The organism is Salipaludibacillus sp. HK11 (assembly GCF_047795645.1).
GTDB lineage: Bacteria > Bacillota > Bacilli > Bacillales > Salisediminibacteriaceae > Salipaludibacillus.
This window is the reverse complement of sequence record NZ_CP181045.1, coordinates 441,452-463,731: the sequence shown is the minus strand read 5'-3', so window position 1 is coordinate 463,731 and position 22,280 is coordinate 441,452. Positions and strand designations below refer to the sequence as shown.

At 34.7% G+C, this 22,280-nt stretch carries 22 protein-coding genes and 1 riboswitch; of the genes, 12 read left to right on the top strand and 10 right to left on the bottom strand.

Annotated features, from left to right (window positions below; genetic code table 11):
* Positions 1-64 precede the first annotated feature (64 nt).
* Positions 65-589: a CBO0543 family protein gene (locus tag ACM26V_RS02560; RefSeq protein ID WP_416149900.1), complete on the bottom strand. Its 525-nt coding sequence runs from the start codon at positions 587-589 to the stop codon at positions 65-67.
* Between the two features lie 203 nt (positions 590-792).
* Positions 793-1,341 (bottom strand): DUF6944 family repetitive protein, encoded by a 549-nt coding sequence (locus ACM26V_RS02555; protein WP_416151773.1) that lies wholly within the window; start codon positions 1,339-1,341, stop codon positions 793-795.
* A 74-nt stretch (positions 1,342-1,415) separates the two neighbouring features.
* Between ACM26V_RS02555 and ACM26V_RS02550 the strand changes: the two genes are divergently transcribed.
* Positions 1,416-1,565, top strand: coding sequence for a hypothetical protein (locus tag ACM26V_RS02550; protein WP_416149899.1), 150 nt, complete (start codon positions 1,416-1,418; stop codon positions 1,563-1,565).
* A 32-nt stretch (positions 1,566-1,597) separates the two neighbouring features.
* On the opposite strand, the gene ACM26V_RS02545 is transcribed toward ACM26V_RS02550, so the two are convergent.
* Both ACM26V_RS02545 and ACM26V_RS02540 read right to left on the bottom strand, forming a co-directional pair.
* Complete coding sequence (locus tag ACM26V_RS02545) at positions 1,598-2,188, bottom strand: guanylate kinase (RefSeq protein WP_416149898.1); 591 nt, start codon at positions 2,186-2,188, stop codon at positions 1,598-1,600.
* 389 nt (positions 2,189-2,577) lie between these two features.
* The gene (locus ACM26V_RS02540; protein ID WP_416149897.1) at positions 2,578-3,885 is read right to left on the bottom strand and encodes a 3D domain-containing protein; all 1,308 of its coding nucleotides are present in this window, start codon (positions 3,883-3,885) and stop codon (positions 2,578-2,580) included.
* A 358-nt stretch (positions 3,886-4,243) separates the two neighbouring features.
* Positions 4,244-4,335, top strand: a riboswitch (cyclic di-GMP riboswitch).
* A gap of 41 nt (positions 4,336-4,376) precedes the next feature.
* On the opposite strand from ACM26V_RS02540, the gene ACM26V_RS02535 reads away from it, so the two are divergent.
* On the top strand, positions 4,377-4,559 hold the full coding sequence (locus ACM26V_RS02535; RefSeq protein WP_416149896.1) for a hypothetical protein: 183 nt from the start codon (positions 4,377-4,379) through the stop codon (positions 4,557-4,559).
* Positions 4,560-4,656: 97 nt separating this feature from the next.
* Here ACM26V_RS02535 and ACM26V_RS02530 read toward each other — a convergent pair whose 3' ends face one another.
* On the bottom strand, positions 4,657-7,569 hold the full coding sequence (locus tag ACM26V_RS02530; RefSeq protein WP_416149895.1) for an EAL domain-containing protein: 2,913 nt from the start codon (positions 7,567-7,569) through the stop codon (positions 4,657-4,659).
* A gap of 303 nt (positions 7,570-7,872) precedes the next feature.
* Here ACM26V_RS02530 and ACM26V_RS02525 point away from each other — a divergent pair, with 303 nt between their 5' ends.
* From ACM26V_RS02525 to ACM26V_RS02485, 9 genes are all read left to right on the top strand, one after another.
* Positions 7,873-8,766, top strand: coding sequence for an acyl-ACP desaturase (locus ACM26V_RS02525; protein WP_416149894.1), 894 nt, complete (start codon positions 7,873-7,875; stop codon positions 8,764-8,766).
* A gap of 157 nt (positions 8,767-8,923) precedes the next feature.
* On the top strand, positions 8,924-9,178 hold the full coding sequence (locus tag ACM26V_RS02520) for a DNA alkylation repair protein (protein WP_416149893.1): 255 nt from the start codon (positions 8,924-8,926) through the stop codon (positions 9,176-9,178).
* Positions 9,179-9,821: 643 nt separating this feature from the next.
* Positions 9,822-10,166 (top strand): holin family protein, encoded by a 345-nt coding sequence (locus ACM26V_RS02515; protein WP_416149892.1) that lies wholly within the window; start codon positions 9,822-9,824, stop codon positions 10,164-10,166.
* Between the two features lie 94 nt (positions 10,167-10,260).
* The gene (locus tag ACM26V_RS02510) at positions 10,261-11,592 is read left to right on the top strand and encodes a nucleotide sugar dehydrogenase (protein WP_416149891.1); all 1,332 of its coding nucleotides are present in this window, start codon (positions 10,261-10,263) and stop codon (positions 11,590-11,592) included.
* 8 nt (positions 11,593-11,600) lie between these two features.
* A complete protein-coding gene (locus tag ACM26V_RS02505; RefSeq protein ID WP_416149890.1) occupies positions 11,601-13,448 on the top strand; it encodes a glycosyltransferase in 1,848 nt (615 codons plus the stop codon).
* On the top strand, positions 13,423-14,364 hold the full coding sequence (locus ACM26V_RS02500; protein WP_416149889.1) for a glycosyltransferase family 4 protein: 942 nt from the start codon (positions 13,423-13,425) through the stop codon (positions 14,362-14,364). Before ACM26V_RS02505 ends, ACM26V_RS02500 begins: the two co-directional genes overlap by 26 nt.
* A gap of 261 nt (positions 14,365-14,625) precedes the next feature.
* Positions 14,626-15,408: a GT-D fold domain-containing glycosyltransferase gene (locus ACM26V_RS02495; protein WP_416149888.1), complete on the top strand. Its 783-nt coding sequence runs from the start codon at positions 14,626-14,628 to the stop codon at positions 15,406-15,408.
* Positions 15,398-16,405 (top strand): methyltransferase domain-containing protein, encoded by a 1,008-nt coding sequence (locus ACM26V_RS02490; RefSeq protein ID WP_416149887.1) that lies wholly within the window; start codon positions 15,398-15,400, stop codon positions 16,403-16,405. The genes ACM26V_RS02495 and ACM26V_RS02490 overlap by 11 nt, the downstream gene beginning before the upstream one ends.
* A 1-nt stretch (position 16,406) precedes the next feature.
* A complete protein-coding gene (locus ACM26V_RS02485; protein WP_416149886.1) occupies positions 16,407-17,492 on the top strand; it encodes a polysaccharide pyruvyl transferase family protein in 1,086 nt (361 codons plus the stop codon).
* Positions 17,493-17,527: 35 nt separating this feature from the next.
* Here the strand turns inward: ACM26V_RS02485 and ACM26V_RS02480 are convergent, their stop codons facing one another.
* Genes ACM26V_RS02480 through ACM26V_RS02465 form a run of 4 tightly spaced genes read right to left on the bottom strand, consistent with a single transcriptional unit; the run spans position 17,528 to position 20,681 of the window.
* Entirely contained in the window at positions 17,528-18,307 is a 780-nt protein-coding gene (locus ACM26V_RS02480; protein ID WP_416149885.1) for a HipA family kinase, read from the bottom strand.
* Positions 18,308-18,970 (bottom strand): protein kinase domain-containing protein, encoded by a 663-nt coding sequence (locus tag ACM26V_RS02475; RefSeq protein WP_416149884.1) that lies wholly within the window; start codon positions 18,968-18,970, stop codon positions 18,308-18,310.
* Positions 18,971-19,012: 42 nt separating this feature from the next.
* Positions 19,013-19,972 (bottom strand): glycosyltransferase, encoded by a 960-nt coding sequence (locus ACM26V_RS02470; RefSeq protein ID WP_416149883.1) that lies wholly within the window; start codon positions 19,970-19,972, stop codon positions 19,013-19,015.
* A gap of 31 nt (positions 19,973-20,003) precedes the next feature.
* Entirely contained in the window at positions 20,004-20,681 is a 678-nt protein-coding gene (locus tag ACM26V_RS02465) for a galactosyltransferase-related protein (RefSeq protein ID WP_416149882.1), read from the bottom strand.
* A 180-nt stretch (positions 20,682-20,861) separates the two neighbouring features.
* On the opposite strand from ACM26V_RS02465, the gene ACM26V_RS02460 reads away from it, so the two are divergent.
* The gene (locus ACM26V_RS02460; protein ID WP_416149881.1) at positions 20,862-21,803 is read left to right on the top strand and encodes an SDR family oxidoreductase; all 942 of its coding nucleotides are present in this window, start codon (positions 20,862-20,864) and stop codon (positions 21,801-21,803) included.
* A gap of 72 nt (positions 21,804-21,875) precedes the next feature.
* Here the strand turns inward: ACM26V_RS02460 and ACM26V_RS02455 are convergent, their stop codons facing one another.
* Positions 21,876-22,241 (bottom strand): hypothetical protein, encoded by a 366-nt coding sequence (locus ACM26V_RS02455; protein WP_416149880.1) that lies wholly within the window; start codon positions 22,239-22,241, stop codon positions 21,876-21,878.
* Between the last annotated feature and the right edge of the window lie 39 nt (positions 22,242-22,280).

The following is a 22,280-nucleotide window of genomic DNA, read 5'->3' as shown; positions in this document are numbered from 1 at the left end:
ATTTTATTAAAACAGGGCACTCGAATTTACTACAGGACGTCGCTTTCCTCATTCGAGTCCCCCCTTATCGGTTGCCTCGTTCTTCTACAGGTAGATGAACAGGGACATCAAACCACCATAATACAAATAATGCCACAACCCCTGATATCATGTATGTTAGTAAAGGATGTTTTTCATGCAACTTTAATAGAGGAAACATCACAAATAGAAATCCAATCGACCACCCTAATGTCCAACCATATTGATAGTCAATATGTCCAGTTAACCTGAATACATACTCCCAAACAGCATAAATTGTAATCCACTTTAGTATATGTAAAATCTGTTTTATAACCACGTTAGGATAATTCCCTAAAAATAATATACCAGTAGCAGGAAAGACAATTAAAGTATAGAGCATTTCTGTAAAAATATGACGTGGTACGAAACTCGGGTCCATTCGCCATAGAAAGTAATTTGCTGTGTAAAAGTTATAAATTAAATTTCCTAACGCAAAAAACAATAATGTCGCATGATACTTTTTCCAATTCCTCCAATCGCCCCAACCATAAACCGCAATGACACTTATTATCGCTGTGAAAATATGCATATTTTTCCACCTAATTTATTCCTATAAAATTTTGTTTTTATCACTATATCTTCAAACTCATATTTAAAAGCAGAGCTAACTAGGTTTAGTAGTATGCATTTCATTCTAGAATTATTATTTAATTTTATAAAAGTAGTTCCTCATTCTTCTCGCCCCTATCTGCTCTCATCGTTTAAGACGTTCTTTATATTTGCCACTTGCTTTTAATAATCTCCTACAAATTCTTTTGTTATATAGACTACATTTAGGTTTGCTCCGCTCGCTTGTAATATCGCTCCAATCGCTGTAATTGGTTGACCTTGAACCGCTTTTTCATTTAATTCGTAAAGTGCACCAATCGCTTCTAATCCAGCACCTAACGCTTGCAATACATTCGCTTTAAAATATATAGGTTCTCCTTCGTTGTAATTGCTAAGAGCACTAAGTGATGCTCCCATCGATTGAAATAAATTTCCTAAGACTTCTAGACGAATACCACCCTCTCCTGTTTCTTCAGATGTATCTTGCAAATAAGTTGCAAATGAACTCGTACCCGCACCTATACCATCTATCCAATTACCAGCAAATTCTAAAGAAGATTCCGTAGCAACCGTCCCTATTAACATAGCTCCTACAGCCTGCATCCCCTCCCCAATTGTTGCAATTCGATTATTAATATCATTCAAACCAACTAATTCCCTCGTCGCTCCAAAAGCAGAAATGAGTGTTCCAATTGCAACAATCCAAGCTCCGGACACTTGGTTATATTCCACAGTCAAAGTCAACTCCACCTCCTGACTCATCCTCTACTACTTTATATTCGTCCTATTTTGTTAGGTGACGTCAGATGACCAATTACGATGAAATTGCTGGAAATACTCAGAGATCGGTTATCAAATTAACAAAAAGCCGTTGTATCGAGGATACCCCCAATGCAACGGCTATAGATATGTCTGGTGTCAGTAAGATATTTAAACACCCGACGTATTATAAGTAAACAAAACGGAAAATTTGCCTCCTCTTTTAGAATTAGCAATCTTCTGATAATTTTAAATCTAAATACTCTTCAATGACATTTGTAACTTCATATGCTGTATGGTCAAGCTTGTAGTTTTCAAAAGCATGTTCACATTTGTTTTGGTAAGCAATATCTTCATCGTAGTGACTGAGGTGAAGATTAATAATTTCTGAGTCATCGCCTCTTTCCTTTTGTCTCGATAAGACAGTATCGCGGTCCGCATATATAAATAATCGAATTACCTTGTCCCCATATAAATCTTTTACGATATCTGATCCCTCGCGATTTAGAACAAGGTAAATACAGCCTTTTTCTGCAAATGTTTTTCTAACATCGTTTTCTTTAATACCATATGAATTGCCATTAATATGGACACTCTCTAGAAATTCTCCGCTATTACTTGCGGTTTCAAACTCCGCCTCAGATATAAAGTAATAATCCTGATCAGCAATCTCATATGGCCTGCGGACACGGGTTGTGTAAGAAATAACCCCTTTCATTTGTAAAGTGGTCTGTGCAACAAGCTTTGCTATCGTCTTCCTTCCAGACCCATCAGGTCCTGTAAATACAAATATCCGTTCCTTGTCTTTTAAATCATACATTTTAATTTCCCCCTTAAATTAAATATGTTTTAAAATCACAATTCAAGTCATTGTCTTCTCTATTCGATTGTTATTGTCGATATTCCTGCTCTATGCAAGATAAATTATCACCTATGTTGATTCGTGCACCTACAATCCTATTCAAATTAAATTAAGTTACTACTTCACTAATAAATACTCTTAACTGTTCTAACATCATTTCTTTGCACATTCTTAACTAATAAACTTAAGTTCAATTTAAATAATTCCTAAAATATAATACAAAAAACCTCTGAAGTATCTTTGAAACTGCAGAGGTTTTTTCCATTTTATTATATATGAGCCATCTTTATAAACAATCACTTAAACTATGTTGTACAGAATCTGCTTGTTTCTATTTACGAACTTCCTTAATTTACAACTCTTACTTGCACCGATCTTCGTCCGAATGACATTGCATCAACGTTTTCAGACATAAAAATATCGATCTTCTTTCCATTGATTGCACCACCAGTGTCAGCCGCTAAATATGTTCCATAGCCTTTCACTTCTACACGGGAGCCAAGCGGGATTACACTTGGGTCAACCGCAATGACTTTAGCATTCGGGTCAGCTCGTAAATCAATTCCCGTCCTTGTTACTCCAGAACATCCTGTGCAATACGCAGTATATGCTGTTGCGGAGAAGGTTTCCCAACTGCCTTCTTCTGAGTTAGGTGAAGAATCTCCAGAATTTTCTGTAGTTCCTCTACTAGGCTTACTATCTAAGCTACTTGGTGATGGTGAGCTATTCTGATTTGTTTGACTTTCTTCTTCTTTTTCAGCTTGCGCTTGTTTCTCATTTTCTGCCTCTCGAGCTAATGCTCTTTCAGCTTGAGCCTTCTTCTCAGCTTCGCGCGCTTTCTGCTCTTCCGCCTCACGCGCTGCTTCTTCAGCTAAACGAGCTTCTTCTTGTCGTCGAACTTCTTCCTCAATACTTTCACGAATAGCGACTTCTTGAGAAGCAAGATCTTTATCTTCTTCCACTAATTCTGTAATGAGGGACTCTTGTTCCTTCTCGTTGTCTTTCACTTCATCTTTTACTCGTTTCGTCGCTTCACGTTGGTCATCGATATTTGCATGCAACTCCTCAAGCTCAATGACCTGTTCTTCAAGCTCAAGGAGATTTTCTTCGTATTTTGTTTGCGCATTTTCTAAATCCTGCTGATTAATTTCTAACTGCTCAATGAAGTCGTTATCTGCTTGGGCAATCTTCGAAATTGTCATCACCCGACTCACAAAGTCACCAAAACTATCTGCACCTAAAATAACTTCAATGTATGAATCACTTCTAGCGCCATTCTTTTGGTAAGAACTTGCTCGGTCCTTCAACAATTCAAAACGCTGATCAATATCGTTTTGAAGTCGTTCAATATCCAATTCTAATTCCTCAACCTCTGCCTCGTTTTCTGCAATTATTTCTTCTGTTTGAACAATTTTCTTTTGATTTTCCTCAATCGCATCATTTAGAGTTGAGAGGTTACTATTTAATTCCTGAAGTTCTCGAACCAATTCGACAAGTGAAACCTCTGCATCAGAAATATCTGACTGAACTGCTTCACGATCTTGCTGAATTTGTTCCTGTTCATTTTCAAGTTCATCTGTAGCAAGAACTCCACTGACCATAAAAGAAAATGCCAAGCCAAAGAAAATCGTTATTAACGTGTATTTTTTCAGCACACTGTCTTCCCCCTAAGAGTTCATAGTGTCCATCGATGTCAACTACATCTGGGCTCATTTTATTATTATCCATTCCAAACACTAACAGACGAACATAACAGTTATGTAATAGAAATATTGCAATCGTGTTTCAATTAGTTCTACATGAAGATATATTGAGTCATTCTTTGCTTTAACTTATCATTCTTATCATTTTGGTTTTTTTATGACTAGTAAATTTCCACTATCCAATCTACCTATTTAATCGATAAAATATAACATAATTCGTATTTTATGACGTTCACTATTGAGAAAATTCTGATAATATGTTATTATTTTACTAATACCTTATTCGTATGAGTGTGCTTCAAATTACATTATTACGAAACGGCAAAGCTCTCGAAAGATTGCGACGCAAAACTATAGGGACTACGTTCGATATTAAGTCGGATAAGTCAGCCAGTTACCGAAAATAACTCCTGAAATACCAATTTAAAAGGGGGGACTGTGGTTTGAAATTGTCCAAAGAACACTCTTTAAAAATGATCAGTGAGGACATCTATATTATTCGAGACCTTATGTATAAAGTGAAAGATCGCGCAGGCCGTATCGATGATCCACTTGTAATTGAAATTAGCCAGTTTTTAGATATGAAATTAAATCAACAAGGTAAATTAGAACAATCCGATAAATAATACCATCTTACGAGTAATACTTTTAACAGCACCCCATCTTTAAAGGGAGTGCTGTTTTTTAGAATAATATATTGACTAGATATTACAAAGAAATACACTACTCCAAAGAAGCTCTTCTCAAATAAAAATTGCTTTCTTCTTCTATAAACGCAGTACCTGGGATTTCTTCATTCAAGTTACGTAAATCAATCATTTTATTTATTATATCTGCCAGTTTACTTTCATCGAGCTTACTTATATCAAACTTCGCCCCATAATAAATCGTCGAATCTTGCACCTCATTTTTCCAGATTAACGTCCCCTCTATTTCAAACGCTACATCCAGTAAAGTGAAATAGAACATAAATTTAATAGGAGAGTTAATAGGTAACAGTAATGTTGATAAAAGTTTCATCCCACCCAAACTAATATCTTTTATCAAAATAAGCGACGATGCTAAATTCACTTGTTTCTTGTTTACTTCCGTGATCTCCAATTTCCCCTGTAGACAATGAAGAAATTCAAATCGATAAAACTTTCTCCCTTCCTGTTTAGGAACTTCTTTTTGATTTTCTTTTATTGGTATTAAATAACCTGTTTTCATAATTTGTTCGAATGCTTTTGTTGGAACTGGTTTCGAAAACAAATATCCCTGAATCAAATCACAGTCTTTTTGTTTTAAAAATTCAAGTTGTTCTATTTTTTCCACACCTTCAGCGACAATTTTCATATTTAACCCTTTCGCTAAATGTAAAATAGACGAAACGATAGCTGCATCTTTTTTATTATCACTCTCAATGTTTTTAATAAAAACTTGATCAATTTTTAAAATATCAGCATCGAATTCTCGTAAATAATTTAATGATGCATAACCTGTACCAAAATCATCAATCGAAACTTTTACACCTAGTTCTCTTATCGCTGCTAATGTGGAGAGGACATTTTTTTCTAGCTTTAAAAGAGATCGTTCCGTGATTTCAAACTCTAAGTATTTAGCCGGTATACGATTAATTTCAAGTTGCTTCCTAACTAAGTCAAATAAACCTTTTCTAAAAAAACGAATAGGAGATATATTGATCGAAATAGGATGTATTGTGTAACCATTTATTTTCCATACACGTAATTGTGAGCAAACCTTTGTAATGACCCAATCTGTCATTTGGTGGATTAAATGATTATCTTCTGCTAATGGGATAAACTCTCCAGGAGATACGATTCCCCAATCTTTATGATTCCAACGAATTAATGCTTCTGCACTTTGAAGTAACCCATTATGTACATCAACTTGTGGCTGATAATACATTTCAAACTCTTCATTGATTATTGCTTTTCGCATATCTTTTTCAAGTACTAATTGTTTATAGGAAGATATCCCTCCAGCAAACGTATACAGTTTGTAGTTGTTTTTCCCTTGTTGCTTTGCTTGGTACAACGCATAGTGAGCATTTTCCAGCAACGTTAATTTATTATCACCATCTTCAGGAAAAAAACTAATTCCGATACTTGTTGTGATATGTAAATCATATTGCATAATGTGGAACGGTTGCTCAATTTGCTTTATGATTTTTCCTGCTAAATTCACTATATTTTCTTTAGTAGTGTAATTTTGAACAATAATGATAAAGTCATTGCTACTCAATCGTGCTACATAAGTGTTTTCTGGAATAATTGATACTATCTGTTTTGCAACATGCTTTAAAACTTCATCTCCCACTTGGTATCCCAATGAGTCATTAATAATATTAAACCGATCTAAATCCAAATATAAAATAGAAAACTTATTTTCTTCAGAGCCACAAATAATATCTAATTTTTCATAAAGACTTCGTTGGTTTGGCAATGATGTCAACGGGTCATGAGAAACGATATAGTTTAACCTGTTTTCCATTTCCACTTCCGCTGTAATATCTACGATGACACCAAAAAGGTCTTTAAGCTCTCCTTTTTCATTTAACCAAGGTACAGTTTGATCTAATATCCATTTTGTCGTCCCATCACCGGTGATGATTCGATACTTATGCTTAATTGACTCTCCAACAACCAACAATTGTTGCTGCTTTTCAACTTCGTTACGGTCCTCGGGATGTATCATCCCCTCCCACACAGCAGGTTCTTCATATATTTTGTCTAAAGAAATTTGAAGAATTTCTTCCAGTCCTTTGGATAGAAACTTAACCTTCCCCGAGTTAAATTCTTTCATCCAAGTACCGGCACTTAGGTTATCAGTAATATGTCGTAAGTTATTATTTGCATTTGTTAATTCGTCTTCCAACTGTTTTTTTTCCGTATCGTCTTTAACAATTCCTACTAATTTATAAGGTATATTTTCTTTGAGAACTGACTCAGCCTCTACTTTTATGTAGCGTAGCTTGTTAGTGTTCCCATGATAAATTCGGAATTCAGATTGATAACTAGTTCCTCTATTGATCGCTTCATTAACATCCGAACGTAATCTTTCATAATCATCTGGATGTATATATTCAAAGGGTTTTTCCATTGAATCATCATCAAATTTATTATAACCAAAGATCGTATAAAATTGATCCGAGCAATATAAACTGTCTTTCTCAATAAAATACTCCCAACTTCCTATATCTGCAATCTCTTGCGCAAATGTTAAATGACTTTGTTTGACTTCTAATTGTTGTGTTAATTTTAATAACTCCGTATAATCCTCAATTATTATGTGTACTTCATCATCAAAGTTACTAGTATTTCTAATAGGAAGGGTGGTTACTAATACATTCATGGTACTTTTGTCTTTTTTACTTACTGTTATCTCAAGTCTTTCTGTACTTCCTTTCAAAGCATTTTTAAAAGCATTAGAAAGCGCCATATATGATTTATTTGAAATTAGCTGTTTATAATTTAATTCCTGGTGAGATGTATAACCCAAAAATGTTTTTAATTTATTTTCATTATCAGGTGAAATAAATTCACCATTTTCTGTAAACGTTAAAATTAAATAAGGATGATTAAAAACTATCGATGTTTCGGTCTCTGATAGGGTTCTTATTTTTTTATCAGCCATAATACACCCTCTTTTTCTAGAATAAATACTACTATCAGTATAATGGAAATAACAATGAAAGGATAGGGACGTTTCAGGGCCAAGTAAAAAAAGCTTACATACGGACTCCTCGTGGAATCAATTCTTTCTATAAAGGACTTCTTCACTAGTCACACGCAGTCCTCTTGCATCCGTATTTGAATATTTTAATGCAAAAAAGCAGATATGTTTACTAAAATTATGTATAATCAAACGCAAGAGGTTTATACTTTTTGAATAGTGTAAATAGTAGTTTGATTTCGAAATATAAGAGGAGGAAATATTTTGTTAACAAATCATTTAGATTTCAGACTAGAACCTAAACTAATTGAAATGTACGAAGAACATAAGGTAAGAGCTGCAAAAATAGACTGGGGATACCACGAATTTTTACCGTGGGACAAGGCAAAAAGCTTTAAGAGGGTACCTTGGGACGAAAGTCAGGTCACGTTACCAAGAAACATTATTACTGCTGTAGAAACAGCGCTGTTAACTGAAGTTAACCTCCCATGGTTCACATCACACTTAGACCAAACCTTCAAAGGCTCTCTAACTGTGATTAGAGATTTTGTTCATACCTGGACGGCAGAAGAAGATCAGCATTCCAATTTATTAGAAAACTATCTGTTAATTACACGAAACGTAGAACCAATGCGCTTACACCAGCTACATAAACAAACGGTGGAAAGCGGATTTGATCCTGACTTCGAAACCCCATTTGAAACAATGGTGTATACTACGTTACAAGAATTGGCTACAATGGTTTTCTATACGAACGTAGCAAAGCTAGCTAATTCACATGACAAAGATTTAGCTACGATGCTTCGGCGCTTAGCGAAAGATGAAACATTACATTATGCTTTCTATCGCGATGTCATTAAACACCATCTCCAACTAGAACCTAATTATTGCTACTACTTAGGACATGTTATCAAGAATTTCCAGATGCCTGGTGCAGTTATGCCTGATTTCGATGATCGAATGTCGATCATCGCAAAGGAAGCAAATTATGGTCCATTAGAATACTTTGATCAAGTGTTAGATGTGATTGTTGATTATTGGGAATTAGAAAAACTTCGCCCTAAAAATGGTGAAGCAGAAGCCGCAAGATTAGATATTTTACGTTATCACGCAAGATTGAAAAAAGTAAGAGATCGTTTCTACAGAAATAAAGGCTAAACCGATGGGAAGCAAAGGACATTGTTCTTTTGCTTCCTTTATATTTGACTACTAAGTCCTGTTTCAACTCCTCTAACGGTTAGTACTTATAAATCTTTTCAGGTGTATTAATGAATACGCTAAAATTGGATAAACTAAGAACTGGAGGGTGGTATGAGTGACTAATTCCTATCTTTGTCCAAGTTGCAAAACTAATCGGTCTCGGTTTAATTTAATTGAACAAGTAGTAACGTCGGTCAAGCTAGATCCCAAATCTGGAGAAATTCTAAATGAATATACAAAAGGTGATTTGGATGCTTTCCATATAGCTTACAACGGCGATGATTACAGAGTTCAATGTGGTGCATGCGGTCTTATTGAAGACGAAATCGCATTCATTAAATTTGGTAAACTTAACGGAAATAAACCCTAATGACATACTAAGTCATTAGGGTTTATTAATGATTATCTTCCCCAATTCAAGCAATTAGAATTTTACTAGTAATCTAACCGTAATTATTCATAAAGCACTAAGAAGTGCTATACATCCAGGATAAACAAATCAATTTCTCACACCACTTTTACAAGGGACACTCGTTCTACTATAGGCGAAACCTTTCCGTACCCGATGCTTGTACGGAACAGAGACGATTGCTTGTCGCGAAAAAAAGTCCAAATTAACGAGGTAAGTCGGACTTTTTGTGGCATTCAAATTGTGAAACAGTCCGAATCCGTTAGGGATTCGGACTGGTGCGGTCTAGGATCTAATTTTCTCAACCTTCCTTCCACTCTTCCTTCTGTTTAAACTGCCTGTTTGTTTTCATTTTTATTAAGGACACATTCTAGAGAATTCTCCATTTTTAGCTTCCATCATCCAAGAAATTTTAATTATAAAATTCACGAATTTAAAGTCTTTCCAATTTGTACAATCACCTTTGAATAAACTCACATAATTTAACTATGTAAATCAACATTTAGTTTTTTATACATTAAATTAGGTTAGTGATTGGTGGTGTAATAAAATCGAAACTATATTTAAATGCATTGTTACTGTTATAGGAGCTGTCGCGACTTTTATGTATGGAACATGGTCATCCCTTTTAACCATTCTAGTAGCAGTCGTTGTGCTCGATTATCTCACCGGTATAATCTCTGCATGGATCAACGAATCATTAAATAGTCAGTATGGATTAAAAGGAATTGCAACAAAAGTTTTAATTTTTTCACTCGTATCTGTTGGTCACTTTGTTGATATGCTTTTGGGCAATGGTCCTTTCATAAGGGAAGTAGTCATCATATTCTATATTACAAATGAACTAATAAGTATTATTGAAAACGCTGGAAAAGCAGGTCTTCCATTACCTAGAAAATTAAGTAAGGCTGTGAAAGTATTGAAAGAGAAAAAACCTCGATTGAAGTGAGAAAAATGATACGTTCTCTGTAACTCGTATCATTAAATGGATTGTAAATCTAACAGAAAATAGAGATTAATAAGAAGTGAAGGAAGGGTTTGAAATGAAAGAAAATTTACAGACTAAATTAGTAAATAAAACAGCACATGTCGGTGTGATAGGGCTTGGGTATGTCGGGTTACCGTTGGCATTAGCCTTCTGTCAAAAGGGGTACACCGTATTTGGAATTGATATCAATGAAGAAAAACTTGAACGTTTACAGAATGGGGATTCGTATATTGCTGGGATTCGAGGGGAAGACATTAAGACATTCATTGATAATAACACACTTATCATAACCAATGATTTTTCTGTCATAAGCGACTTGGATTCGATAAGTATCTGCGTTCCTACCCCACTTACGAAATATCAGCACCCTGATGTCACATATATAGAAGCTGTTGTAAATCAAATAAAAACATATATGAGGAAAGAAACATTACTCATCTTGGAAAGCACCTCTTATCCAGGAACTACAGAAGAATTAATCGAAATAGAATTACAGCAAAACGGTTGGATCGTTGGTAAAGATTATTTTCTTTGTTTTTCACCAGAGCGGGTAGATCCAGGAAATGCAACTTTCAACACAAAAAACACTCCTAAAGTCATTGGCGGAACGACAAAATTATGTACACAATTAGGGATTTGCTTATATAAAGGTGCTGTTGAAACACTCGTTCCCGTTTCTTCCCCTAAAATTGCTGAGATGAGTAAATTACTAGAAAATTCTTTTCGTAGTGTAAACATTGGCTTTATTAATGAAATGGCTATGTTATCTGACAGACTAGGGTTGGATATTTGGGAAACTATCGATGCAGCAAGTTCTAAACCGTTTGGATTTATGCCTTTCTCACCAGGACCAGGCATTGGTGGACATTGCATACCTCTCGATCCTATGTATCTCTCATGGAAAGGCAGAGGATTAAATTTTTATAGTCGATATCTTGATTTGGCTCAAGAAATTAATAAGAAGATGCCAAATGTCGTTTTGAATAAAATAAGTGACGTGCTAAACGAAATAGGTGCTCCTATAAAAGGATCTAAAATTTTATTATTAGGTATGTCTTATAAACCTAATATAGGTGACCTTCGAGAATCTCCAAGTCTAGAAGTATATGAATCTTTACAGAAAAAAGGTGCTGACGTGTATTATAACGATCCACACGTACCACAATTTAAGGATTATACAGGCAAAACCGTCACATCAATCGATTTACGGTACGACAAACTCAATATATTTGATTGTGTATTATTACTAACCAGTCATGATAGTTATCATTATCAATTGATTGCTGACAATGCCGAAAGAATTGTTGATACACGAAATGCATTCAAAAATATAAAAAATTCGAAAATTATCACCATCTGGGGGGCCCCTTCTGATCATAATAGTTAAAGAAAGGTTTGAATTACGCGATGGAAAAATCAGCTTTATTTACGGTTATCATCCCTGCTTTTAATTGTAAAAAACCGTTCGTTAGAACCCTGAAAAGTGTCTTACGACAAACATATGAACATTGGCAAGTCTTCATTCTAAATGATGCTTTACCTGACGCAATGAAACGTAATTTAGCAGACAAAAGAATCAGCTTAATCACGACAAAAAAAAATAAATCTTTTTCAGAATCTATGAATACAGCACTTTCTAAAATCAATACACCTTATTTTATGCAACTTGACCCGTATGATTGGTTAGAAAAAAATGCATTGAGTAACTTAGCAAAAGCGATTGACCATTCTCCTAAAGATACAGCATTATTTTATGGAAACAGTAAACTATCCCAAATTAGAAAAAGAAAAACGACCGTTCTTCGAAATATGAAACATGATCAATATAAAAATAAATACGATTTCTTAAAAAATGGAACATCTCCTTTTATTCCTCGGTGTTTTAAAACAGAAGCCGTTCGTGCCATAAAAGGATGGGGAATTAATCAAACTGGAGAGGAAAAGATCGTTGAAGATCGTTTCATGTGCTGCAAACTAATTGATAAATATCGATTTCAATGGGTTGACCAATACCTTTATAACTATCACAAGCCGAGAAATTACGTGAAAAAAAAGAATGCTATTGCACAAAGTAATAGTAGAAGTGAAGAATGTATTTATCATTTTTTGAAAAAATGGAGCAATGTTTATTCCCCAATTTTCACTCATGATAAAGATGGCTATATAAAGATTGAACGATATAAAAAAGTAAAAAAACTACCGTTACACATGAAAGATCTCATAAGAAATCGCTCCGAAAGACAAAAAAAAATTAAAATCCTTTATTCAACCGTTGTGCAAAAAAATTATATAAAAGAAAATCGTGAATATTTTAAAAAAGAACTTTCTAAAAGAGATGACGTTCATGTTCATTACATTTCTGATGGTGGAAACATCAAGGATATATTAGCCAAATTAAATTTCACCCCTGATTTTATATATTTAGATGACGTAAAAAAAACAAAACCTATTACAGGGTTGGGTGATGTCAATATTCCAAAAGGGTTTTTATATACTGACTTACATGGAAATCACGATGTGTTTCGACAGCTCGTGAAAGAAAATAAAATTGATTTGATCTTTAGTTTATACCGTGATGGATTCGCAAAATTCCACCCTAACTATATGAATAAATTCGTCTGGCTTCCACATCATGTATTTACACCTGTTTTCAAAGATTATCGGCTAATAAAAGAAATCGATTATCTTTTAATGGGTGTTTTAAGTCAACGTACGTATCCTTTCCGAACTAAGATTGCTCGAGAAATGAAGGGAGTTAAAGGATTCGTGCGGCACAGACACCCAGGGTATCGTTTTTTTACAGAGAAAGAAAAAGCAAAGACGTTTATTGGGGAAAAATACGCACGAGAAATTAACAAAGCAAAGATGTTCTTTACTGATGATTCCATCTATAAGTACCCTATTGCAAAATATTATGAAGTCGCCGCATGTAATACATTATTATTAGGTTCGGGATCCAAGGAATTGAAAGATTTAGGTTTTATTGATGGTGATACATTTGTAGAAATAAACGAACGGAATTTTTATCAAAAGGCTAGATTTTATTTAAAACATGAAAAGTTACGAAATAAAATTACTGAACAAGGCTATAACATGGTGAGAAATAATCATACAACCGCAATTCGAGTCGAACAATTTGTCGATTGTATTAGAAGATTTATTGGCAAAGAAAGCAAACTTAGAAACGATTTAACTAAACAGAAGTGGGTGAAGCTAAATGGTGAATCACATACTAGTTTATGATGTTGATTGGTGGATTTTAGGATATAAAGCCCGTATTATTGAAAAACATCACCCTTATTTAAAAATAATATCAGAAAAAGACATGAAACAATTGATAAAGAACCGAGGTGCGAAAACGATAAATAGAAAGTACGATGTCATATCAACATTAAGTATTGGAACAGCTTCTAACTTGCTGAGAAAGAAGATTAGAGTAGATTCTTCACAAGTAGGTGGCTTCAATTATTTCACGAATAATATTGATACTTTCAAAGAATGGAAGGGAAAAATAGAGCCGAACCAAGCTTTTATCTCTAACGTATTAAAAAAAATCGATAGACTAGGAGCGATCTCTCCAAATTTAACAGATACGTTGCATACCTATGCGCCACAAACAAAGTATATTCGACATTTTGTTGATAGTAACCTCTTTAAACCGGAAGAAAAAAAATCCAATAACAATAAATTTGTGATTGGATGGGTTGGCAATAAACGGCGAATCGGTAAAAACTACAACACTCTTTATCAACCTATTGTTCAATCTTTTAAAAACAATCCAAACATCATCTTTAAAGAGTCCACAAAAGAGAATATTAAATCCATCGATGATATGCCCGCATTTTATAACTCTTTGGATTTACTCTTGATTACTTCAGCAAACGAAGGTGGACCAGCTCCTGCAATGGAAGCCTATTCCTGTGGAGTACCCGTTTTGTCCACGAATGTTGGATACGTCAAAAAATCCGCTTCGACTGAGGCAAAACAGCTAATTTTAGATAGTGACAAACCCAATGATTTCATAGCTAAAATAAATAGTCTGAATGATAATCACAGCCTTCTCAAAGACATTGGTAAAAGCTCTAGAGAAAATATCAAAAAGTATTGGACAATTGAAAAAACAATAAATGATTGGATGAAAGTACTGTTTGATATTTAGGCTCTTTTTAAAGTTTGTTATCGATTTTAAAAGAGTGCCCTACATTCCCGTGTACTAAGAACTCTCTTGCCTCGAGTGAGGTCGCTCTCTCGAGAATTGTCTCCGCAGGTATGTTTTAGTCATTAACGCTAGTAGGGTATATCACCACATCTGTAGAATTTATAGGTTTATAAAAGACTCTTACCTCCGTTGCATCTTTTCTCTATATTCATATGATATTACTAAGAACAAGCTTCATTAATATATTCCGGAGGTGTTTTAATGAATCGATTTGGAAGACTAGAAGAATTATATCAACGAAAAGGTTTACGTCCTGACAGGGTTATCTCAATTATAAATCGTGCTATTGTAAATAAAAAGCCATTGGCATTAATCCGTGTTGGGGATGTCCCTACGACATTTTTGTGTAAAAGATCGCGAACGCGCTGGAAAAGCAAAAAGAAGAAATATGACTTTTTTGGAGTGTCATACCCGCCACCAGCTAGCCTTGTTACTGACTTGCATGACGCTTTAAAAAACGCTGACATCGTCGGTCTTCGTACCAACGGAAAAGGAACAATCATCAAACAACAAGACTATCTAAAAGAGCACAACATAACTCCCCGATATATTACCGATGCCTTTATCAGTGACGATCTCTATAAGAGACGGTATTATCACCGTCTATTAAAATCTTCACGTGTCGCGTTAATAGGGCGGGAAGCTTCTAATGCTGTTAAACAATTACAAAAGAAAAAAATTATCGTAAAGCATGCCTATAATCTCGATCACTATGATGACATTTCTCACGTTTACAACCAACTTAAAAAAACTGCAGCTGATTGGGACATTTTATTATGCGGTGCAGGGATGTCTGGATTTATTCTTTGTCCAATGGTAGCTCGAAAACTGAACAAAGTCGCTTTAGATATTGGACATGTAATGGACGGTTTTGCTTACCCAGATATTTGGAAAATGAAAAACAAACGAAAAATGTTTCGAGATATTTATAGTAATAATAAACTAAATAATCAATCGAAAGGAACACATATCAATGAAAGGTAAACTAATTGATCCAAAAACATTGTACTTCGGTCAACAGCATGTCGGCACAGTAAACTTATTTGGAGAAAATTATCATACCGTACCTCTAACAGAAACTCCCCATTATCAACTGCTATTAGGAAAAGAAGACATATATGAAGACTACTTAAAACAATCTTGGAGAATAAAACGTCCAAAAAGTAATACAGTAACCAAAAGATTAAAGAAAATAAACTCCTTTAAATCGTTATTAAATGATATTAAATTTGATGGTTTAAAGAAGCCCATTCAAATCTGTCGGAGAATGGATGGAAAACAGATTATTTTAGATGGCAATCACCGGGCATCCATTTGTTTATATTTAGAGAAAAGCGTCCGTGCCACTGAAGTCTCAATGAAACAACATATTAAAAAGATAATCAAAATACCGGATGAACGTTGGGGAACTGCCAGGAATAATAAACCTTATCAAAGCATTATCATTGATAATAAAGAGATTGTTAATGGAAGGAGAGACTTGAAAGATTTACTCTCAAGATTCTCACTTATCAATCCTAAAGATATAGAAAATAAAAATATCTTGGATGTTGGCTGTAATTACGGGGGAAATTGCTTTTTAACTGCTGAAAAAGGGGCAAAAAAAGTCGTAGGCATTGACTTCAGCAAGAATTTAATAACAAGAGCAATTCGTATTAATACAATGTTAGCTCAAAATTGCTTTTTCAAAAATGCCGATTTTTCAAAACCGAATCAACTAGGTGATTTTGATACACTCTTCGTTTTTTCAGTAGACAGACACATAAACAATAACAAAGCACTCGCTGATAATATTTTGTTAAATACGAGCAAGATTGTTTATTTTGAAACCCACAGCAACCGTTTCATTCCTAATGAAGTAAAGGAGATATTTTCGAAAGTTACTTTTTTAGGAAAAACCGGGAATAGTAAACGAAAATTTTATCGATGTGAAATATCAGACACTGTTTACAGAGAAAAAATCGTAAAGATTGGAGGTTAGCATGAAAAAAAAAGTACTTTATCTTGGTTGGGTTGGATTCGGAAACTTAGGAGATGACGTCTGTCGCGATATTTTTGTAGAACAAACAAACGCTCTTTCAGCAACAAAAGAACTCAATATTGAAGTGAACTCTAAATATGCTGGAACCTTTTCCAACGAAGACTTATTAGCATACAAACCTGATTTGGTTGTTCTTGGCGGTGGCTCTCTTTTAACATATCGAAATGCGAAACGTCTTTTGTTCGCTCAAAAAAACGGTATTCCTACAATAATTTGGGGATCTGGCAAAGACGGTATGAATGATGACATATGGACAGGGGAGGCACATCACCGCCTCCCTAAAAGTGCAAAATTGATTCTGAAAGCAGTGGAAAAAAGTGTACTTGTCGGACTTAGAGGTCCGCATACTTCACAATTTCTTAAAGCTTGCGGCTACAAAAGTAGCAGTACCCAAATATGCGGAGACCCAGGCTTATTGTTAACATCATCAATTAAATCCACACCTATAAAGAGTAAAGCCATTAAGTCTATTATTGATAAGAAAAATATCATTGGAATCAATTTAGGAACTACACATAATCGATTATATGGTGGTAATGAGCAGTATATAAGTGAAGAAATGGTTAACGTAACTAACAAACTAACCGAAAATTATACAGTGGTATTGTTTTCCATGTGGCATAAAGATATCCCCGCTATCAAAAAGCTCGCTAATCAAATCTCTAACAAAAAGAATCTTATTGTTCTTGACTCTGTATATCCCATAGCACAATTATCCAATATCTTGGAGCAGTGTACATTTACTGTGAATTTCAAATTACACGCTAATGTCTTCTCTGCTGCCGTTGGTACGCCATTTATTTCTCTAGGTTATAGAGCGAAGTGTAATGACTTTGCAACATCTCTCGGCCTAGAAAATTTCGTCGTTCGGACAGATACAACCAACTTTGGTGCATCAGTCCTTGAAAAAAGTGATGTATTAATGAACGATAGAATAACGTATTTGAAAACAATGAATAGTGCAAAAAGGAAATATGAAATGCGTTTAAGCTCTCTAACAGAAAAGATAATTAATTTAATTGATTAATAGGCTACGTAATTTTATTTAAATATATGGTCCTATTAGAACCTATTTACTACTTTCCCTAATCTAAATTTCCTCAATTCGAGAAAACGAACTAAAGTATTTCTTTCTTTACTTGAAACACACCACTCCTTAGGAATTGCATTCACGATGAATGCAATTTCTGATTTTGGTAATGCTTCTATTCTACGTAAAGATTTCTTAACTGCCGCTTTGCTATTTATAAAATTTCTAAAGTACTTTTGGTTTCTCCCCCATCTATATTCTAATTTGTTTTCAGACATATTCTTTATTAGGTTTTCACCTTTCCAGTCCCGATGATTGAAAACTTTATCGTGATCGATTAATATCAGCTGATAATCTTGCTTCTTTTTTCTTACTAGAATATTTGTAAGGTTTCGATCTCGATTATTAATCCAAATATCAAAAAGCAACATATCAGCAATTTTATCAACGTTTCTACATCTAAAGATCGATTTCTTCGTAGGTAAAATAGTATCGATATAATAAAAGCTACCAAAATGATTTCCTGGGACAATATTTTTAGGAAAACGAGAGGAGTTTTGAATGAGATTATCGGATACATGCACAATACTCGTTTTTGGAACAGGTAGATCGAGTCTTTCCGCTAATCGATAAGCAACAAATTCGTTCACTAACGGCCGAATCGATTTATTATCTATCATGAGTCGTACGGCATACTTTTGTCCATCATTACACGTAAATAGATGAGGACGTGGTCTGCTTGACCCTTTCCCCAACCGGTGTATATAAGATACTGCTTCAAGAACCACCTCATTACTACCTCCTTTTGCCATTTACAAAGTCGAACAATTCCTTAAATCTTCCATGAATTGTTGGGCAGAATGATACTGCTTTTCAGGTGTTGATTTAATAGCTTTCATGAGTACAGACATTAATTGCTTATTTTTCAATTCTAATCCTGTTATTTTCTTAATACTTCTACCTTTTATCATGACGATACACAACAGTGCAGTATCGTGGAGATCTTGTCTGATAGACTGTCGATTTTTTATTTTTTTCCCCCAATTAAAATCGATAACTTTTACCGTCTTAAATGAGTTCCCTTTCAGCATAATGTTTTTAGGTTTAATATCATTATGAGTAAATCCTGATTGATGAAGGTGGCTCAGACCCTTTAATATATTGATTGTTATTTGCACACTTTGTTTTTGCGTCCGTTTATTCGTCGGAGTATGAAAACCAAGTTGTTTCCCCTCTATATATTCCATGACTAAATAAGCTCTTTGATCTAAAAGAAATAACTCGTAATGTACAGGTAAATAAGGACAAACGCCATAGTGCTTCATAATATTTGCTTCTTTTTTGGCTTCTGTAATATTTCCCATTCTTTTTATCGCAACAAATCTGTCTTCGAGTCGATCATAGGCATGATAAACCTTTCCGGATAAGCCTTTTCCGATTGGAATAGGGTTTACTTGATACTGTCTCCAGTTCATCGCTTCGCTCCTCCCCCTCGATTTAAGTTTCACTATCTTTAATCATTTTTTTATTAAAAATAACGTTTGTAACCAATCGTCTATTCTCTCTTCAACAGACCAATTGGTAATGATGTTTTTCCTCGTTTCTTTTTTTAGTTTCTTTAATAACTCTTGATCTTTTTTTAATTCATTTATTTTTTTTATAAAATCTTCAGGTTGTATACTATTTAGTATGAACTGTTTCCCTAATGGGCTGGCAACTTCTTTTACATACCCAACATTTGTTGAAAGAACCGGGATGCCACAAGCATATGCCTCTAAAGCAGGAGCCGGTCCCCCCTCATTAGAAGATGTAATAAGGAGCAAATCCAAAGAGTTATAAAACGCCGGCATTTCTTTGAGCGATCGTCTCTTTTTTTGCACAGCCTCAACAAATTGAACATTGGGATCTCGCAAGAAGGATGCCTGTATTTTTTTATATAGTGATGCATAATTCTTCATCGGCTTTTCTGGGTCGCCACACCAACCTATCGTAAATGCTTGGTTGACCTTACTTTCTAACAACAACGGTGTGAAATGCGCACAGTCGACAAAATGTCTCATATACGATACTTTGCTAACTGGAGACAGCTTTTCTACTGTTTGAGCTAAGTGTCGATTAATTCCACCTAGTCTATCAATCCGTTGAATTACATTTTTAATAAAAAGATGATTCGGTTCGATAGAATCACACCACTCACGATATGTTTTTGCATTCTTAGAGAATCGCTGATACGATGCAATTTGCGAAGAATCAACTCTTACTTTTGCATGCATTACTTGTTGAGCAATACCTAAACTGAGCGTCGAAATGGTTTCATAGGAATCATTTATTTTCTTCGATCCGTTTGAATTCACTCTTCGTTTTAATTGATTGATCGACATAATATCTAAATTAGGGTGATATTGCTGAATCGTACGAGCTTTACTTCCTAAAATCCACCAGCTAACATCATAAATTAGCAAATCTTTCTTCTTCATCTCGCCCTCCTTTACAAAACGATTACTTTCGTTAACTATATCTATTTTTTATAATTTTCTTCATTTTTTCGATATTTCCGTCTACTTCATTATATTTTCCATATCGTTCGTTATTGTTTCCATTTCGCTTTATTGGATGCCATAAATGATAGAGTTTATGATTCAACCGCTTATAAGGTCCACATAGCGTATTCATCGCGGTAGCAAAAGCATTGTCCTCATACCCCCATCCTATAAATCTCTCATCAAATCCACCGATGTATTCGAATTGTTTTCGCGATACAACATTTAGGCCACCAACACATGGTCTACCCTTGGAAGCTTGAATTAGTCTCCCTTGATTGCGGTGCCGCACTGGCCAACTTGGTTCGGATAACAAAATCTTGTTTGTTCTCTCTTTTGCTAAGTAAAAAACCTTATTATATGGAATCACCCATGTGTGGTCATCTAGAATTTCAATCGATTTTTTTATAATACTGGGATCATAAATCACATCTGCGTCGCTTATAACAAAAATATCATTTGTTGCTTGTTTAGCAGCATGATTAATTGCTTGCGATCGTGAAAAAAGAGTTGTACGACTTTCGCCAATACAAATTTCTACACCTGTCATCATTTCACGGTAAAATTTTTTTATCCAATTAAAGTTATTTGCTCGAGGTCCGTTATCTGATTTGAATGGAACAAGAATAGAAACATTTTTGTACACACCCTCTACCTCCTATTTGAAAACATTTTCAAGTAAAATCTAAAGTTAACCTACCTATTCTATAAATCGTATGTACAATAAATTGAAAGGTAACGGCAATTTCATTAGGTGGTCTTTTTAAGTCTCACAAAATTTGCTTGTTTTGCATATGTTGAATAATTAAAGGAGGTCTTGTTCGTTATGACAAAATACCTTGTAACAGGTGGATCAGGTTTTATTGGGTCAAATCTTGTTCAATCTTTGTTAAATAAAGGGGAAAGTGTCAAAGTTCTTGATAATAATAGCACTGGAAATAAGGGAAATGTACAAGACTATATTGATGATATCGAATGGATCGAAGGTGACATGACTGATTATGAAACGATAAAAAAAGCAGTAAATGGTGTCGATGTTGTATTCCACCAAGGTGCCATTCCATCAGTTCCTAAATCAGTGAAAAATCCTTTAGCGACAAATCACGCTAATGTGACCGGAACACTGCAGCTATTGTACGCTTCTGTTGAAGAAAATGTAAGTAGAGTTATTTATGCTGCTTCCTCTTCTGCATATGGAGATACAGAAACTTTATCTAAAAAAGAGGATATGCCCGGAAAGCCACTGTCACCCTATGCCGTTAGTAAGTATATTGGAGAACATTATTGTAAAGTTTTCTATGAAATATATGGCTTAGAAACAATTTCCTTACGTTATTTTAATGTATTCGGTCCAAAACAAGACCCCCATTCTGAGTACGCAGCAGTTATCCCAAAATTTATTCACTCCATCCTTCACGATGAACCGCCAACCATTTATGGAGATGGCAAGCAATCACGCGATTTCACCTATGTCGAGAATGCGATTTTAGCTAATCTGTTAGCGGCATCCGCTCCAAAAGTATCTGGGGAAGTCATCAATGTTGGAACGGGAAATAGCATTAATTTAAATAGCCTCGTCAACAATATTAATACTCTCGTCGGAAAAAATATTCCCCCTATTCATTTAGATGAACGCATAGGTGACGTGAAACATTCGCTTGCTAATATTGAAAAAGCCTACAATCTCATTGGCTACAAGCCTAAGGTTTCCTTTGACGACGGATTAAAGCAAACGGTCAACTGGTTTCAAAAAATCTATACTTCATGATATCTTTAAGATGAAAAAAAGTAAGACGAGTGACCAATTTAATAGTCTCTCATCTTACTTTAAATGTTATCGCTAGTGTAATATTCTAAGAAATGATATATTCTGAAATTCACCATCAAAGTCCAAGCTCACTTCTATTTTACTTCCAATAAGATTATTGCACGTATCAATTATCAATTCAGGGGTCGTAATTGCACCTAAACTTTCTAAATCATTCAAAAGAATATTGACCCCTCCTTCTCTATCAATCCAATGATATTTTTGAAGTCTCCGTTCCGAACCTTGAATATATAGATCCCAACATAGTGGTCGTCTTCCATCAGAAACGGTCACCAAATTCACATCGACAATCTCCACAGTGTAAGTGCCATTTTCAAGTCTCCAATTTCCCTCTAAACTTTTAAGCATATCATCTCGATCTGTCCCTGTTATCGGCATTTTATCCCCCTCCTTTTAGGCAATACGCCTCTAGTAGTC

Excerpts from the sequence above, each read along its gene's own strand:
- ACM26V_RS02560 (WP_416149900.1), bottom strand. The coding sequence starts at position 589 with ATGCATATTTTCACAGCGATAATAAGTGTCATTGCGGTTTATGGTTGG.
- ACM26V_RS02550 (WP_416149899.1), top strand. The coding sequence starts at position 1,416 with ATGACCAATTACGATGAAATTGCTGGAAATACTCAGAGATCGGTTATC.
- ACM26V_RS02545 (WP_416149898.1), bottom strand. The coding sequence starts at position 2,188 with ATGTATGATTTAAAAGACAAGGAACGGATATTTGTATTTACAGGACCT.
- ACM26V_RS02530 (WP_416149895.1), bottom strand. The coding sequence starts at position 7,569 with ATGGCTGATAAAAAAATAAGAACCCTATCAGAGACCGAAACATCGATA.
- ACM26V_RS02515 (WP_416149892.1), top strand. The coding sequence starts at position 9,822 with ATGTATGGAACATGGTCATCCCTTTTAACCATTCTAGTAGCAGTCGTT.
- ACM26V_RS02510 (WP_416149891.1), top strand. The coding sequence starts at position 10,261 with ATGAAAGAAAATTTACAGACTAAATTAGTAAATAAAACAGCACATGTC.
- ACM26V_RS02500 (WP_416149889.1), top strand. The coding sequence starts at position 13,423 with ATGGTGAATCACATACTAGTTTATGATGTTGATTGGTGGATTTTAGGA.
- ACM26V_RS02495 (WP_416149888.1), top strand. The coding sequence starts at position 14,626 with ATGAATCGATTTGGAAGACTAGAAGAATTATATCAACGAAAAGGTTTA.
- ACM26V_RS02490 (WP_416149887.1), top strand. The coding sequence starts at position 15,398 with ATGAAAGGTAAACTAATTGATCCAAAAACATTGTACTTCGGTCAACAG.
- ACM26V_RS02485 (WP_416149886.1), top strand. The coding sequence starts at position 16,407 with ATGAAAAAAAAAGTACTTTATCTTGGTTGGGTTGGATTCGGAAACTTA.
- ACM26V_RS02480 (WP_416149885.1), bottom strand. The coding sequence starts at position 18,307 with ATGGCAAAAGGAGGTAGTAATGAGGTGGTTCTTGAAGCAGTATCTTAT.
- ACM26V_RS02475 (WP_416149884.1), bottom strand. The coding sequence starts at position 18,970 with ATGAACTGGAGACAGTATCAAGTAAACCCTATTCCAATCGGAAAAGGC.
- ACM26V_RS02470 (WP_416149883.1), bottom strand. The coding sequence starts at position 19,972 with ATGAAGAAGAAAGATTTGCTAATTTATGATGTTAGCTGGTGGATTTTA.
- ACM26V_RS02460 (WP_416149881.1), top strand. The coding sequence starts at position 20,862 with ATGACAAAATACCTTGTAACAGGTGGATCAGGTTTTATTGGGTCAAAT.
- ACM26V_RS02455 (WP_416149880.1), bottom strand. The coding sequence starts at position 22,241 with ATGCCGATAACAGGGACAGATCGAGATGATATGCTTAAAAGTTTAGAG.